General features: G+C 64.4%; 15 protein-coding genes. 6 read left to right on the plus strand and 9 right to left on the minus strand.

Annotated elements, in window-relative coordinates:
• Positions 1 to 49 precede the first annotated feature (49 nt).
• Genes IV098_RS11275 through IV098_RS11310 form a run of 8 tightly spaced genes read right to left on the minus strand, consistent with a single transcriptional unit; the run spans position 50 to position 6,673 of the window.
• Positions 50 to 367, minus strand: coding sequence for a hypothetical protein (locus IV098_RS11275; protein ID WP_296889151.1), 318 nt, complete (start codon positions 365 to 367; stop codon positions 50 to 52).
• A gap of 3 nt (positions 368 to 370) precedes the next feature.
• Positions 371 to 937: a HupE/UreJ family protein gene (locus IV098_RS11280; protein ID WP_296889153.1), complete on the minus strand. Its 567-nt coding sequence runs from the start codon at positions 935 to 937 to the stop codon at positions 371 to 373.
• A gap of 42 nt (positions 938 to 979) precedes the next feature.
• The gene (locus IV098_RS11285; protein ID WP_296889155.1) at positions 980 to 2,743 is read right to left on the minus strand and encodes a nickel-dependent hydrogenase large subunit; all 1,764 of its coding nucleotides are present in this window, start codon (positions 2,741 to 2,743) and stop codon (positions 980 to 982) included.
• Positions 2,744 to 2,747: 4 nt separating this feature from the next.
• Positions 2,748 to 4,010 carry a (Fe-S)-binding protein gene (locus tag IV098_RS11290; RefSeq protein ID WP_296889157.1) on the minus strand — a complete coding sequence of 421 codons (1,263 nt, stop codon included), beginning with the start codon at positions 4,008 to 4,010 and terminating at the stop codon, positions 2,748 to 2,750.
• Positions 4,007 to 4,666 carry a hypothetical protein gene (locus tag IV098_RS11295; RefSeq protein ID WP_296889159.1) on the minus strand — a complete coding sequence of 220 codons (660 nt, stop codon included), beginning with the start codon at positions 4,664 to 4,666 and terminating at the stop codon, positions 4,007 to 4,009. Before IV098_RS11295 ends, IV098_RS11290 begins: the two co-directional genes overlap by 4 nt.
• A gap of 2 nt (positions 4,667 to 4,668) precedes the next feature.
• Complete coding sequence (locus IV098_RS11300; protein ID WP_296889161.1) at positions 4,669 to 5,748, minus strand: hydrogenase small subunit; 1,080 nt, start codon at positions 5,746 to 5,748, stop codon at positions 4,669 to 4,671.
• A 45-nt stretch (positions 5,749 to 5,793) separates the two neighbouring features.
• The gene (locus IV098_RS11305) at positions 5,794 to 6,210 is read right to left on the minus strand and encodes a hydrogenase expression/formation C-terminal domain-containing protein (RefSeq protein WP_296889163.1); all 417 of its coding nucleotides are present in this window, start codon (positions 6,208 to 6,210) and stop codon (positions 5,794 to 5,796) included.
• Complete coding sequence (locus tag IV098_RS11310) at positions 6,200 to 6,673, minus strand: hydrogenase maturation protease (RefSeq protein ID WP_296889165.1); 474 nt, start codon at positions 6,671 to 6,673, stop codon at positions 6,200 to 6,202. The genes IV098_RS11305 and IV098_RS11310 overlap by 11 nt, the downstream gene beginning before the upstream one ends.
• A 148-nt stretch (positions 6,674 to 6,821) precedes the next feature.
• Between IV098_RS11310 and IV098_RS11315 the strand changes: the two genes are divergently transcribed.
• From IV098_RS11315 to hypE, 6 genes are read left to right on the plus strand one after another with little or no spacing between them, the layout of a single operon-like run.
• Complete coding sequence (locus IV098_RS11315; RefSeq protein ID WP_296889167.1) at positions 6,822 to 7,067, plus strand: HypC/HybG/HupF family hydrogenase formation chaperone; 246 nt, start codon at positions 6,822 to 6,824, stop codon at positions 7,065 to 7,067.
• Positions 7,060 to 7,449: a hydrogenase maturation nickel metallochaperone HypA gene (locus IV098_RS11320; protein ID WP_296889169.1), complete on the plus strand. Its 390-nt coding sequence runs from the start codon at positions 7,060 to 7,062 to the stop codon at positions 7,447 to 7,449. The genes IV098_RS11315 and IV098_RS11320 overlap by 8 nt, the downstream gene beginning before the upstream one ends.
• Positions 7,442 to 8,248, plus strand: a complete 807-nt coding sequence (hypB, locus tag IV098_RS11325) for a hydrogenase nickel incorporation protein HypB (RefSeq protein WP_296889171.1) — start codon at positions 7,442 to 7,444, stop codon at positions 8,246 to 8,248. The genes IV098_RS11320 and hypB overlap by 8 nt, the downstream gene beginning before the upstream one ends.
• A 12-nt stretch (positions 8,249 to 8,260) precedes the next feature.
• Positions 8,261 to 9,358: a hydrogenase formation protein HypD gene (gene hypD, locus IV098_RS11330; protein ID WP_296889173.1), complete on the plus strand. Its 1,098-nt coding sequence runs from the start codon at positions 8,261 to 8,263 to the stop codon at positions 9,356 to 9,358.
• Complete coding sequence (locus tag IV098_RS11335) at positions 9,351 to 11,711, plus strand: carbamoyltransferase HypF (RefSeq protein ID WP_296889175.1); 2,361 nt, start codon at positions 9,351 to 9,353, stop codon at positions 11,709 to 11,711. Before hypD ends, IV098_RS11335 begins: the two co-directional genes overlap by 8 nt.
• Before the next feature lie 5 nt (positions 11,712 to 11,716).
• A complete protein-coding gene (hypE, locus tag IV098_RS11340; protein WP_296889177.1) occupies positions 11,717 to 12,721 on the plus strand; it encodes a hydrogenase expression/formation protein HypE in 1,005 nt (334 codons plus the stop codon).
• 330 nt (positions 12,722 to 13,051) lie between these two features.
• Here hypE and IV098_RS11345 read toward each other — a convergent pair whose 3' ends face one another.
• Positions 13,052 to 15,547: a cation-translocating P-type ATPase gene (locus tag IV098_RS11345; RefSeq protein ID WP_296889179.1), complete on the minus strand. Its 2,496-nt coding sequence runs from the start codon at positions 15,545 to 15,547 to the stop codon at positions 13,052 to 13,054.
• Positions 15,548 to 15,679: the final 132 nt, after the last annotated feature.

Genomic DNA, 15,679 nt, shown 5'->3' on the forward strand with positions numbered 1-15,679 from the left:
GGGGCATTAGCCCCCCTACCCCGCTTGTCCGCTCAGCAAGGACAAACGCTCATACGGAAGGATCCAGCAACAGGGCGAACGCCGCATTCACCGCCTCGGTTTCGTGGCGCGCCGCCAGTTCACGCAGGCTGCGCTGACGCTCGCCGTATTTGCGGCTGATTTCGGCCACGGCCTGATCGGCGCGCCCGTGCGCCTCGTTCAGGTAAGGCGCCCGCAGTTCGGCACGACGGGCGTCGAAGCGCGCCTCGGCAGTGCGCACCGCCTCCAGTGCATCGTCGATAATGCGCTGGCGTTCAATGCCGGCAGCGTCGATCACCGCTTGTGCACGGGCTTCGGCTTCCAGCAGGCGCTGCAGCTGATCGTCCACCGTTCACATTCCGAACAGCATTGCCAGACCGCTGGCCGCAATCGCGGCGCCTGCCAGCTGCATGGCATAGCGCCCGATCAGGCTGCCGGCGATACCGACGCCATGCAGGCAAGCCGTCGCCAGCACAAAGCCCAGGGCATACAACATGGGCGAGGCGGCTTGCGGCATTTCGAGCCCATGGGCGTAGCCGTGAAAAACCGCAAACCCCGCGGCAATCGCCATGCCGGCCAGCACGGCCCATTGGCGCTGCGTGGCGATCAGCAAGCCCAGCACCAGCACCGAGACGGCTATGCCGGTTTCGGCCTGCGGCAGCACCCAACCCGCCAAGGCGAGTCCGCCGCCCAACACCATCGCGCCGACAAACGCGGCCGGCACCGCCCACACTGCGCGCCCGCCCTGCTGCGCCGCCCACAGTCCGATCGCGATCATCGCGAGCAAATGATCCAGTCCGAACAGCGGATGGCTCAAGCCGCTGACAAAACCGGTCACCGCATGGCTGCCGGTATGCGCGGATGCGCTGCCCGCGACCAGACAGAGGGCGCCCAGGACGAGCGTGCGTACAGGATTCATGTGTTTCATTCGTGGTCTCCAGAATTCAAATGCGCGGGCGGATTACTTGATCTTCACCTGCACCAGTTCCTCGCCGTCCGGGTCGGTCACGTGCACCGCGCAGGCGATGCAGGGGTCGAAGGAGTGGATGGTGCGCAGGATCTCGATCGGCTGTTTCGGGTCGGCCATCACGTGGTTGTCCTGCAGCGCGGCTTCGTAGGCGCCGGGCTGGCCTTTTGCATCGCGCGGACCGGCGTTCCAGGTACTCGGCACCACCGCCTGGTAGTTGCTGATCTTGGCGTCGTCGATGACGATCCAGTGCGACAGCCCGCCGCGCGGCGCTTCCATCAGGCCGACGCCCTGCATGTGTTTGGGCCAGGTCGACGGTTCCCAGTACTGGTCGTTGAACGTGCGCACATCGCCCGCCTTGATGTTGGCGATGAGCTGGTCGTACCAGCCCTGCATGGCGTCGGCGATGATCTTCGATTCCAGCGTGCGCGCCGCAGTGCGGCCCAGCGTCGAGAACAGCGCATCGACCGGCACATCGAGCGTTTTCAGCGTGACGCCCACCAGTTCCTTCGCCTGTTCGTTGCCGCTGGCGTACATCATCAGCACGCGGGCCAGCGGGCCGACTTCCATCGACTTGCCCTGCCAGCGCGGCGATTTCATCCAGGAATATTTCTGGTCCACATTGAGGTGTTCGTAAGGCGGCTTCGGCCCGGTGTAGTTGAGCTCGGTCTCGCCCTTGAACGGATGCAGACCTTGGGCATCGCCCTGGCTGTACTTGTACCAGGAGTGGCTGACGAACTCCTGGATCTCGTTGTCCGCATCGAGGTCGATCGGGTGAACTTTGCTCAGGTCGCGGTTAAGGATGACGCCGCGCGGGATGAGGAAGGAATCGGTGTCCCAAAAGCCTTTCGACGGCAGATCGCCGAACGACAGGAAATTGCCGAGGCCCTCGCCGCGCCCGCCCCAGTCCTTGTAGAAGCCGGCAATCGCCAGGGTGTCCGGCAGATAGACCTGATCGACAAACTCGCGCATCTGCTTGATGACGTTCTGCACCGTCTGCAGACCCACGATATTGAGCGCAGTGGCATCCTGGCCGCCGCCGCTGGTGTGCACCGATATGGCCGATGGCACGCCGCCGACCACGAAGTTGGGGTGCGGGTTCTTGCCGCCGAAAATGGCGTGCAGCTTGACCACGTCGCGCTGCCAGGCGAGCGCATCGAGGTAATGCGCCACCGCCATCAGATTGGCTTCCGGCGGCAGTTTGTAGGCGGGATGACCCCAGTAGGCATTGGAAAAAATACCGAGCTGGCCTTGCTCGACGAAAGTCTTCACCTTCTTCTGCACGTCGGCGAAGTAGCCCGGCGACGACCGCGGATAACTCGACAGGCTTTGCGCCAGGGTGGAAGTGGCCTTGGGGTCGGCCTTCAGCGCCGACACCACGTCGACCCAGTCGAGCGCGTGCAGGTGATAGAAATGCATCACGTGGTCGTGCACGTATTGTGCCGCGATCATCAGGTTGCGGATCAGCTCGGCGTTCTGCGGAATGCTGTAGCTGGGAATGGCGCGATGCAGCGCATCCTCGACCGAGCGTACCGAGGCGATACCGTGCACCAAGGTGCACACCCCGCAGATGCGCTGGGCGAAAGCCCAGGCGTCGCGCGGGTCGCGCCCGCGCAGGATGATCTCGATGCCGCGCACCATGGTGCCGGCGGAATAGGCGCTGGTAATCCTGCCGTCGACGTCGGTTTCCGCCTCGATGCGCAGATGGCCCTCGATGCGGGTGATGGGGTCAACGACGACGCGTTGTGCTGTACTCATGTGCTCAATCCTCCAGGTGTTCGGCCAGCAGTTCGGTCAGGCCGAGCAGCTTGGTATTCATCTCGTAATGGTCGAGGGCCTCTTCCATCACGATGCGGCAGTTGGCGCAGAAGGTCACCATGGTGCCGACGCCCGCGTCCTCGATCTGCCGCTTCTTGATCTGGAAGACCTTGGCGCGCAGCGCTTCCGCCGTCTCGGTGTGGATCGCCGACGCCCCGCCGCCGCCGCCGCAGCACCAGTTCCATTTCTGCTGGTCGGCCACCGGGATGAAGTTTTCCGCCACCTCGCGGATCAACGCCTCGGGCGCCTGCAGCACACCGCCGCGCCGCACGATCTGGCAGGGATCGTGCAGGATCAGCGGGTCCTTGAACTTGTTCTTCACCTTCAGCACGCCCTTCTGGCGCAGGCCATCGAGCAGTTCCAGCACGTGCACCACCTCGAACTGGTAGGGGCGGCCGATCAGATTGGGGCCTTCCCAGCGGATCGCCGTGTAGGCATGGCCGCATTCGGGCGACAGCACATATTTGACCTTGAGCCGTTCAGCGGCATCGACGATGCGCGTGACGATCACCTTGGCGATGTCGGACGCGCCGATCTGGATGCCGGCGTTGGTCGCCTCGAAGGCGTCGGAGGCCAGGGTGAAGCTGATCCCCGCCTTGTTGAAGATCTTGGCCAGCGCCTCGATGTATTCCGGATAGTTGACGATCTCCATCGACGACAGCAGCACCAGATAATCGACGCCCGCCTGATCGACCGGGATCGGCAGGCCGGTGGCCTCTTCGGCCTTCTTCAGCACGTTGGCGACCGCCGGCCACTTGAGGCCCATCGGTCCGCCGATCTCGACCGTGCGCTTGGTGGCGCCGCGGATGCCGTCCGGCACATGGCCGGACACCGCCATGCCCTCGCGGAATTTGCGGACCATGTAGGTGATGTCGTTGCCCACCGGGCAGATCAGCGAACAGCGTCCGCACAGCGTGCAGCTGTCATAGACCAACTCCTGCCACTGGTCGAGCTCTTCGTGGGTGATCGGCTTCGACAGCCCGACCATTTTCTTCAGCCGCCCGAGCAGCGTGTATTCCTGCTCGTAGACGCGGCGCAGCGGCTCCACCTTATGGATCGGCGTGTATTTTGGATCGCCGGTTTCGGTGTAGAACAGGCAGGCCTCGGCGCACAGGCCGCAATGCACGCAGCTTTCGAAATAGCTGGCGATGGGCGCGTCGATAACTTCCTTGAGGGTTTGCGTGACTTTGTCGAGTGAGGCGCTCATACCGGCACTCCCTTGTGTGCATTGGCCTTACCGTTGAACCAGCGCGAGCCGAATAGCGTGAAGACGTGGAACAGCTTGGTGAAAGGCAGCACCACCAGCAGGATTTCCACCGACAGAATGTGCAGCGCCAACATCAGGGTGTAAGGCAGCAGCAGATGCTGCACCGCCATCCAGCCCGTCAGCACCGGCAGGAAAGTCACCGCCCAGGTGAACCAGTCCTCGAAAGTGGACAGAAAGCGCTTGACCGGCTTGTTGAAACGGTCGAACAGCACCACCACCATCGCCGCCATCGTCACCACCGCCGCCAGGTCGACGAACTGCGACGGCAATCCGGGCCACGACACGCCGGTGAGATTTTTGACCAGCAGGATGTGCGGCGCGAAGCCGAACACCACGATGGCCAGACCGATGTGGAAGATGTAGCCGCCGATGTAGCTCACCGGCGAGCGCTTCAACATGCCATGCGGCGGCAGCGAACGGCGGAACACGGTGTGCAGGCCGGACGCGCCGTCAGCATGGCGCGGCGCGGCGAGGTCCGGCTTGCGGCCGAGCGAGTAGATCTCGAACAGGCGCCACAGCACGCCCAGCACGAAAATGCCCACGGCGATATCGAGGCCGGGGCCGCGTACCCAGGTCAGAAATTGCAGGTCGTTCATGCTCATTTCTCCAGATCGGCCAGGGTGACGGGTTGATGCGCCTTCTTGGCGGCATCCTTTTTGGCGCGGTTGGCGAAGCTGACCGCCACCCCGGCAGCGGCCCCCACCACCGTTGCAGTGGCTGCAAGTTTGAGTGGGTTGGCCGGCGTCGATAACGCCTTGTAGAAGCTGCCCGCATCCCAGAAATCCGGCTCCGAGCAGCCGAGGCAGCCGTGGCCGGATTCCACCGGCCACGAGGTGCCGCCATTCCATTTGGTGGTGGCGCAGGCGTTATAGGTCACCGGTCCCTTGCAACCGAGTTCGAACAGGCACCAGCCGTTGCGCGCGCCTTCGTCGTCGAAGGTCTTGGCAAATTTTCCCTGGTCGTAGAACGGGCGGCGATAGCAGCGGTCGTGGATGGTTTCTCCATAGAAGGCCTTGGGGCGGCCCTTGTCGTCGAGCTCAGGCAGGCTGCCGAAGGTAAGGTAATGCGCCAGCACGCCGGTCATTACCACCGGGATGGGCGGGCAGCCGGGAATGTTGACGATGGGTTTGTCCTTGATGATGTCGGACACCGACACCGCGCCGGTCGGATTCGGATTGGCTTTCGGAATGCCGCCGTAAGACGCGCAGGAGCCCATGGCGACGATGGCGGCTGCGCCCTTGGCTGCGTCCTTCAGCAAATCCAGATTGGAACGCCCGGCGATGCAGGAATACGCACCGTCCACTCCCAGCGGGATCGAGCCGTCGATGATCAGCAGGTATTTGCCGAAATTGTCCTTCATCGCGTTGTGCAGCGCTTCCTCGGCCTGAAAGCCTGCCGCGGCCATCAGGGTTTCCTGATAGTCGAGCGAAATCATGTCGAAAATCATGCCCTCGATGGTGGGCGAATGCGAACGCGTGATCGATTCGGTGCAGCCGGTGCATTCCTGGAATGGCAGCCAGATCACCGAGGGGCGTCTGGAGGCGGCCATCGCCTCGGCCATCGCCCGCCCGGCCGTCGGCGGCAGCGCCATCATCGAGGCCAGGGTGGCGCAGTATTTGAGAAAGGTACGGCGGCTGACGCCTTGCCGTACGAGTGTGTCGATCAATGGACCCTGCATGATGCGCGTCTCCTGACTTATTACACGACTACGTTCGAATTCACCTTAGAGGTCGGATATCAGCAACTCAAGCTGCTCCCGGCCGATTGCGACATCCAGGGGATGGGCCTTCGCCAGTTCGGGGATGAAAGCCACCTCGATAAACTGCGAGGTCACTGCCCCGTTTTCATTGCGATGCGTGACCCACCAGACGCCGGGGCAAGCTGTTTCGCTCAGCGTCGATTCGCCGCTGGCCTGCAGGGTGATAGCGATCTCGCCCGCCCCCAGGATGGCCTGCAGCCAGTCGAGATCGGCGGGCGTCAGCGGCAGGGCGGACAAATCGATGGCGGCGCTTTCGCCGCTATCCAGCAGGCGCTGCAGCAGTTCGGAAATCTCGCGCAGCAGCGGCGGCGCATTGCCACTCAGTCCGGGTTCAGAGGGGGCGTGCGTGATGACGTGGATCGGGATGGCTTCAAGCGACATGGCGCCACTCCCCGATCAGCTTTTGAATGGCGGTGCAGGCAGGCGGGATGGCAGCGGCCACCGCGGGCGTGGGGTATTCGCCCCAGTCGACCACATCGGGCTGGATCGCCAGCAGCGCCCGCCTCTCCGGCCAGTGCCCCGCCAAGATCGCGATGACGCGCAGATCGGTCAGCCCCACTTCGTGAACCGTGGATTTGCGATTGCCCATCAGGAATGCGTCCATCGCCTCTCCTTCCAGCAGAATCCATGCACCCGGAGGCGACTGGATGTTGGCGGCATCGACGACGATCAGCGCGTCGGCCTCCTCGATCGGCCCTGCCAGGGTGAAGGACAGCGTACCGCCATCGAGCAGGGTCACATCGGCGCAATCCTCAAGCAAAGGCCCGAGCGCCTGCAGCACATGCACCCCCACACCTTCGTCGGTAAGCAGGGTATTGCCGATGCCAAGCACAAGTGTCTTCATGCCTTCAATCTATACGCGCGAAGTCTGAATAACAACCAAGTGATTCACTCAAGTATTTGATTTTCAAAATAATTCCGTAACACGCCGGAATCTTCCCCTGCGCGACAAATCACATATACTGATTCGACAGTGTTACAGGTTGCCCGCCATGTGCCTTGCCATCCCCATGCAGATTGAAACCATAGACGGCTTTACCGCCCGCTGCCAGGCCAAAGGCGTGTGGCGCGACGTCAGCCTGTTCATGATGCAGGACGAGCCGCCGGCAATCGGGGATTACGTCATGGTGCATGTCGGCTACGCCATCCAGAAGATAGCTGAATCCGACGCGCGTACAACTTGGGAATTGCTCGACCAGATCCTGGAGGCCCAGGCCATGGAGGTGGGGGGTGCATGAACTCGCCGTCGCCCAAGCGCTGGTCGAACAGGTGGATGCCGTGATCGATCAGCACAACGCCACCGCCGCATCGCTGATCCGCGTGCGCATCGGCCCGCTCGCCGGCGTCGTGCCGGAACTGCTCGGCAGCGCCTTTCCGCTCGCCGCCGCCGGCAGCCGCATGGAACGCGCCGTGCTCGACCTGGTGACTGCGCCGATCAAAGTGCACTGTCAGACCTGTGGCGCCGAGACCGAAGCCGCGATGAACCGCCTGATCTGCGGCGCCTGCGGCGACTGGCACACCCAGGTCATCTCCGGCGACGAACTGCTGCTGGAAAGCGTCGAGCTGGAGACAAGTACCGCTCACCCCTCACCCCTTACGCCTCCCCACCCAAATGTGTGACACCTGCGGCTGCAACCTCACCCCCGGCAACAAACACCTCGCGTTCAAGCCCGTCGCCAAGGGCGCGACCGCCGTCTCGGTGCTGAAAGGCCTGCTGGCCAAGAACGACGACCAGGCCGCGCACAACCGCGCACATTTCGATACGCGCGGCATCCTCGCAATCAACCTGATGTCCTCGCCCGGTTCCGGCAAGACCGCGCTGCTCGAAGCCACGCTCGTCGCGCTGAAAGACGAATTCACCTGCGCCGTGATCGAGGGCGATCTCGAAACCGAGAACGACGCCGAGCGCATCCGCGCCAAGGGCGTGCAGGCGCACCAGATCGTCACCGGCACCGCCTGCCACCTCGACGCGCATCTGGTGCACGACGCGCTGCATCACATGACGCTCGACGGCGTCGACCTCCTGTTCATCGAGAACGTCGGCAATCTGGTCTGCCCCGCCAGCTTCGACCTCGGCCAGCACCTCAACGTCACCCTGCTTTCGGTCACCGAAGGCGACGACAAGCCGGCCAAGTATCCGGTGATGTTCCGCGCGGCCGACGCCATGCTGCTGACCAAGACCGACCTGCTGGCGGTGCTCGACGATTTCGACCCGGACAAGGCCGAAGCGCACCTGCGCAATCTCGCCAACCCGGCACCGGTGATGCGGCTGTCGGCGCGCAAGGATCTGGGCATGGAAGCCTGGTACACCTGGTTGCGCGAACAACTCGCCGCGCAGCGCGCCCGTGTGGCGATCGGCCAGTCGCGCCGTCCGGCGATCCAGAGCGACGGCATGAAATATCACAGCGTCAGCGCATAAGGGAGCACAAACATGGACGAAGCCCGCGCCTGGCTGGACAAGCTCCACGCCCTCGAATTCGATCGCACGATCAAGATCATGAACGTGTGCGGCGGACACGAGCGCTCGATCACCCACGCCGGCCTGCGCGGCGCGTTGCCGAAATGGGTCGAACTGGTGCCCGGTCCCGGCTGTCCGGTGTGCATCTGCCCGGAAGAGGACGTGTATCAAGCCATGCAGCTTGCATTGCAGGACAAGGTCATTCTGGTTGCCTTCGGCGACATGCTGCGGGTGCCGGTCAACGTGAAGAAGGGCGAGGTGCGTTCGCTGGCCGAGGCACAGGCCGCCGGCGCCGATGTGCGGCCAATCGCCAGCCCGCTCGATGCGCGCAAGATCGCGCAGGAAAACCCGGGGCGCCCGGTGGTGTTCTTCGCCGCCGGCTTCGAGACCACGACCGCGCCGACTGCCGCGATGCTGGCCGAAGGCATCCCCGACAACCTCAGCATTCTGCTGTCCGGTCGCCTGACCTGGCCGGCGGTGGCCATGCTGTTGGCGTCCGGCACCCCGGGCTTCGATGCGCTGGTCGCGCCCGGCCACGTCTCCACCATCATGGGGCCGGAGGAATGGAGCTTCGTCGTCGACCAGCACGAGATTCCTTCCGCGGTCGCCGGCTTCGGCACGGAGTCGCTGCTCGCCTCGTTTTATTCCGTGCTGCGCCAGCTCAAAACCGGCGAACGTTTTCTCGACAACTGCTACCGCGAAGTCGCGCACCCCGGCGGCAATCCCACCGCGCGCCGCATGCTTGAGCAAACCCTTGATGTCGTAGACGCCAACTGGCGCGGCATCGGCATCATCCCCACCTCGGGCTATGCGCTGAAGCCTGCCTACGCCCAACACAACGCGCGCCTGCTGTTCCCCGATCATGCCGACCCCGGCCGCCGCCGCGCCGGCGAGATGCCGCCCGGCTGCGACTGCGCGCAGGTGGTACTCGGCAAGATCTACCCCAACCAGTGCCGCATCTACGGCAAGGCCTGCACGCCGCGTAACCCGGTCGGCCCCTGCATGGTGTCGGACGAAGGCGCCTGCCGCATCTGGTGGGCGGGCGGCGTGCGCGTAGCGGTCGATGCCTGAGCGCGCCGCGCGCCATATCACCCTCGGCGGCCGGGTCCAGGGCGTGGGCTTCCGGCCCTTCGTCTACCGTCTGGCGCAGCAGCATAAAATCAAGGGCTGGGTGCGCAACGTCGATGGCGCGGTGGAAATCCATGCCGAAGGCACACCGGCACAACTTGAGGTTTTCAGCCATGCGCTGTTGAGCGAAGCGCCCCCCTTGTCCGGCCCCGGACCACTCACTGTCGCCGCCTGCGAAACCGAATACGCCGAAGCATTTTCCATCCTCGACAGCGCAGCATCCAGTCAGGCCGATATCCACCTGCCGCCCGACGGATTCGTCTGCGCCGACTGCCTCGCCGAACTGCACGACCCGACCAACCGCCGCTACCGCTATTCCTTCATCAACTGCACCCAGTGCGGCCCGCGCTACACGCTGATCACCGCCCTGCCCTACGACCGCCCGAATACGTCGATGCATGACTTTGCGCTGTGCGCGGATTGCCGGCGCGAATACGAGAACCCGCTCGATCGGCGTTTTCATGCCGAGCCGATTGCGTGTCCGGTGTGCGGGCCGCATCTGGAGTTCATCACCAGCCTGGCTCCCTCCCCCTTGCCCCAAGAGATACCGTCCCTGCGGGACATAAGGGGGGAGGGTTGGGGAGAGGGTGATGTGCGCGAGCATGGAGAGGATTGCGTAGGCCACCCCCTCTCCCCAACCCCTCTCCCTCCAGGGGAGAGGGGCTCAGATGATGAAGCTGCGCTCGCCGCTGCCGTCGCCGCATTGCGGGAAGGAAAAATCATCGCAGTCAAAGGCGTCGGCGGCTATCACCTGCTGTGCGATGCCACGAACGACACAGCCGTCGCAACACTGCGCACCCGCAAGGCGCGCCCGGCCAAACCGCTGGCGGTGATGCTGCGCGACATCATGGCCTTGCGCGCGGTCGTGCACACCACGCCGGAACTGGAAGCTTTCATCGCCTCACCCGAACGCCCCATCGTGCTGCTGCCCAGGCGCGCCGATTCCAGTCTGTCCGCACACATCGCCCCCGGCCTCGCGGAAATCGGTTGCCTGCTGCCCTACTCGCCGCTGCACGCTCTGCTGCTGAACGACTTCGGCGGGCCGCTGATCGCCACCTCGGGCAATCTCTCCGGCGAGCCGGTGCTGACCGGCAATGCCGAAGCGCAAACCCGCCTCGCCCATCTCGCCGACGCCTTCCTGCACCACGACCGTCCCATCGTGCGCCCGGCCGACGACCCGGTGTATCGCGTGATCGCCGGTCGCCCCCGGCCGCTACGGCTGGGACGCGGCAGTGCGCCGCTTGAACTGGCGTTGCCCGTGTCGCTAGCCGAACCCGTACTGGCACTCGGCAGCCACATGAAGAACACCATATGTCTCGCCTGGGGCACGCGCGCCGTCGTCTCGCCGCACATCGGCGAGCTCGACTCACCGCGCAGCCTCGACACGCTGGCACAGGTGGCGGCCGACCTGCAGCGCCTGTATCAGGTGCAGGCAAGCCGGCTCATCGTCGATCGTCATCCCGGTTACGGCTACCGCCGCTTCGCACGCGACAGCGGATTGCCGCTGTCAGAAATCTGGCATCACCACGCCCATGCCTCGGCGCTGGCGTGGGAGTTTTCCGACGTGAAGGAATGGATCGTGTTCGCCTGGGACGGCGTCGGCCTCGGCGCGGACGACACGCTATGGGGCGGCGAAGCCTTCACCGGCGCGCCCGGCCGCTGGCAGCACGCCGCCTCGATGCGGCCGTTCCGCCTGCCCGGCGGCGACAAGGCCGGGCGCGAGCCGTGGCGCGCCGCAGCAGCGCTGCTGTGGGAGACGGGACAGCCCGCGCCGTTCGCGCCCGAACCGCTGCATCAGGCCTGGTCGCACGGCCTCAACAGCCCGGCCAGTTCCGCAGTCGGTCGCCTGTTCGACGCCGCCACTGCCCTGTGCGGAATCTGCACCCATGCGAGCTTTGAAGGCGAAGGCCCGATGCGGCTGGAAGCCCTGGCGGACGCGGCTGACGGTCAAGCCATCCCGCTGTTGCTCGAATGCGACCCGAGCGGAGTCTGGCGCAGCGACTGGGCGCCATTGCTGCCGCTGCTGACCGACCGTGACGCGTCCGTTGCCGAACGCGCAGCCGGTTTCCATCTCAGCCTGGCGCAGGCGCTGGTCGATCAGGCCACACAACTGCGGGCGCAAACCGGCATCGAGGCCATCGGCCTCACCGGCGGCGTATTCCAGAACCGCGTGCTGACCGAAGCCGCGCTCAGTCAATTGCAGGCTGCGGGCTTCAAGGTCCATCTGCCGCAACGGGTTCCCGTCAACGACGCCGGCCTGAGCTTCGGCCAGGTCATCGAATTCCTTCACACGTAAACATCATGGAAGACACCCGCATTCTCCTCGCGCACGGCAACGGCGGCCGCCTGATGCGCGAGCTCATCACCGACATCTTTGCGCGTCATCTCGGCAATCCGCTGCTCGACACCGACGCCGACGCGGTGACGCTGCCGCCGCTCGACGGCGAACTCATGGTCACCACCGACGGCTTCACCGTGCAGCCGCTGGAATTCCCCGGCGGCAATCTCGGCTCGCTGGCGGTGCACGGCGTGGTCAACGACCTCGCCGTGGCCGGCGCCGATCCGCGCTACCTCACCCTGTCAGCGCTGATCGAGGAAGGACTCGAAGTCGAGGTGCTGGACCGGCTCATCGCCAGCTTCGCCGCCGCCGCGCGGGAATGCGGTGTCGCCGTAGTGGCCGGCGACACCAAGGTGGTGCGGCGCGGCGAAGGCGGCGGCCTCTATCTGTCTGTTGCCGGCATCGGCGTCAAACGCGCGCAGGCGCCGCTCGACATCGCCTCCATCGCGCCCGGCGACGTGGTGCTGGTGTCCGGCCCGGTGGGCGATCACGGCATCGCGGTGATGCTGGCGCGCGAACAGTTCGGCCTGTCCGGCGAGCTGCGTTCCGATTCCGCTTCGGTGCTGCCGCTGGCACAGGCGGTGCGCGACCTGCCCGGCCTGCGCTTCATGCGCGACCCCACGCGTGGCGGGCTGGCCACCGTCGCCCACGAGATCGCGCGCGCCTGCGGCCACAATGTGGCACTGAATCAGCGTGACGTACCGCTGCGCCCGGAAGTCGTATCGGTGTGTGAAATGCTGGGTTACGACCCGTATTTTCTGGCGTGCGAAGGTCGCATCGTCGCCGTGGCCGATGCAGCGACGGCCCAGGAAATCCTCGTGCGCTGGCAGGCGCTGCCCGGCGGCCGCGATGCGTGTCTCATCGGCCGCATCGAAGCGGGCGACTGCCGGGTAATCCTGGAAACCGAGCTGGGCGGCCGCCGCGTGCTGGACGAACTGGAAGACGATCCGCTGCCGCGGATCTGCTGAATGCGAAGGTGAAGGCTGCGTTGACTCGCTTTTCAGAACGTCTCAATTCGACCGGTTGTCGGCCGAAGCGGCCGCTGGAGAGTTGGGCCGACTACTTCCGCTATGGATTCGTTACCGAACGTAGACCCGGGAGTATCACCGAACGGCAGCTTTCTGACTCCCTCAGCAGCGGAACACGACCCTGAACTGCCGTTAGATATGATTATCGTGACTGGCTGCTTCCACACTTCTATTCCGGTCGTTCGAAATTCGCGCAAAACTGCTCGGCTTGGAAGGCTAAAGACAAAGGGATGCTCACTCCTTGAAAAAGTGAATTCTCACCGGACGGACCTAATGGCGCTGGCGCATAACGATCTTTCCCACCTCGAATAAAACCAGCATGCCGGCCCCGATCCCGAAAGCCAACAACCCCTGCGGGAGTGATGGTGGCCGGAAGGTGAACGTCTCGGCAATGGCAGGAACCCCGGTGATGACGGAGAGACCCAGCAGCGTTCCGCCCAGTACCCATGCGCTGACGGGGGACAGGCCCGCGAACATTTCGCGCCACCCCGATTGCGGCAGGCGGGTTGGGAAGATGAGCGCGGCGTTCGCGGTGACCAAGACGATGAAAGCCAATGCTCGCGCTTCCTCGGCGATGGATCCATTCGCCAGGAGCCACCAATAGCACGCGGCGACAACCAAGGTCACCAGGCTTCCCTGAACTAGGCTGAGGACAATTTGCCGCGCTGAAAGCAGTGATTCGGTAGTGGAGCGCGGCGGCTGTTCCATCAGGCGGGGGCTGCCGGCCTCGGCTTCGAACACGACTGAGCAGGCCGGATTGATGACCAGTTCGAGGAAGGCGATGTGAATCGGCGCCAGAATCAGCGGCATCCCGAACATCAAGGGCAGAATGGACAGGCCAATGATCGGAATATGCACTGCCAGCGTATAGACCAGCGCCTGTCGCAGGTTGGCGAATATGCGCCGCCCCAGGCGGATTGCAGCAACGATAGCGGTGAAATCGTCTTCGAGCAGCACCAGCGAGGCCGCCTCGCGGGCGACGTCGGTGCCGCGCTTGCCCATGGCGATGCCAATATGCGCCGCCTTCAGGGCCGGAGCGTCGTTTACGCCGTCGCCTGTCATGGCGGTCACCTCGCCGTTGGCCTTCAGCGCCTCGACGACCGCGAGTTTCTGCTGCGGCGTGACCCGCGCAAAGACATTCACCGCGGCGATGCGCTGCGCCAGCGTCGCGGCATCCAGCGCTGACAGTTCATCCCCCGTGAGTACCTCCCGGCTATCGATCCCGGCGCTAGCGGCGATGGCCCGTGCCGTGTGCGGATGATCGCCGGTGATCATGACGACGCGAATGCCGGCTCGATGGCATTCGGCGACCGCGCCTGGCACCTCCGCACGCAGCGGATCGGCGAGCCCCACCAAGCCAATGAACTCGAAGTCGAAATCGTGCTGAATATCGGGCCAGTTCTTGTGGACGTCGGCCTTCGCCTTGGCCACGCCCAGCACGCGTAAGCCGCGCCCCGCCATGATCTCCGCCTCCTGGCTCACGCGGCGCCGCGCCTCTTCCTCAAGGTGGCAAAGGTCGGCGATGGCTTCCGGTGCGCCCTTGGAGGCGACTACATCGCGCCCGTCCGCATCGTTCCGCCACAGATGGGACATGGCGAGCAACTCCGAGGAAAGCTCATACTCCCGCGCCAGCGACCAGTCCGGATGCAGGTGTTCAGTGTTGGGCAGGTATTCGTGGGCGAAGTGATGGAAGGCCAGCTCCATTGGATCGTGAGGAACGATTTCGCTGGCAAGAACAGCGTATTCGAGCAGCTCGTGATAGTGCTCGGGCAGCTCGCCCGCGGCGAGGTCGCCGGTTTCCAGAATCTGACCACCAACCGACAGCGCGGATACGGCCATGCGGTTCTCGGTCAGTGTGCCGGTCTTGTCCACGCACAACACTGTGGTTTCACCCAAGGTCTCGATGGCGTTGAGGCGCCGCGTCAGTACGCGCTGCGCTGCGATACGCCGCGCACCCAAGGCGAAGAAGACGATCATGATGACCGGGAACTCCTGGGGCAGTATGCCCATCGCCAAGGTGATGCCGGCGAGCAGCCCCTCCATCCAGCCACCGCGCAAAATCCAGTAAAGGACAGCCAGCGCGAGGCACAGGCCAATGCCGATCACTACCAGACGCTGCGTCAGCCAGCCGATTTCGTCGCGCAACGGAGAGGACTCGATGGCGATGTTTTGCAGTGATTTTCCGATACGTCCCAGCTCAGTCTTGCCGCCAGTCGCGGTGACGCGCATCACCCCCTGACCGCGTACGAGCAGCGTACCGGCGAATACCTCGCCGCCGTCCGGAAACTTCGCCATCGCCTCGGATTCGCCCGTCAGCATCGACTCGTCGGCGGCCAGTTCGTGAGCCTGCAGAACCACGCCGTCTGCCGGGACGCGGTCGCCCTCAGTCAGAATCAGAATGTCGTCGAGTACCACTTCGCGCCCGGCGATACGCGTCGGCACGCCATCCCGGATCACCAGCGCGCGCGGACTGGAGAGATCGCGGAGGGATTCGAGTGCGTTCTCGGTACGCCGTTCCTGGAGGATGGTGACCACCATGATGATGACCACGAAGCCCAGCAGAATCATGGCCTCGTGGGCATCACCCATAGCAAGATAGATGGCCCCGGCGCCAATCAACAGCAGGAACATCGGTTCGCGCGCCACCTCGGCTGCGATGGCAATCAAGGTACGTCGCTGCTCCGTGCCGAGTTCGTTGGGGCCTTCAGCGGCCAGACGAGCCGCCGCAGCCTCTTGACTCAATCCTTGGGGAAAATCTGTACTCATGGCCTCATATTACGTCGGCCGCACCACTCTGAAACCTGCCACATGCCCTGCGTATTGTCGGCATTTCACTAAGATGTTCTTAAGGCTATTAGAGTAGGCTCCATCCCTGAACAAATGCCCAGGGAATCCCCT

The sequence above is a fragment of the Thiobacillus sp. genome (genome assembly GCF_018780105.1).
GTDB lineage: Bacteria > Pseudomonadota > Gammaproteobacteria > Burkholderiales > Thiobacillaceae > Thiobacillus.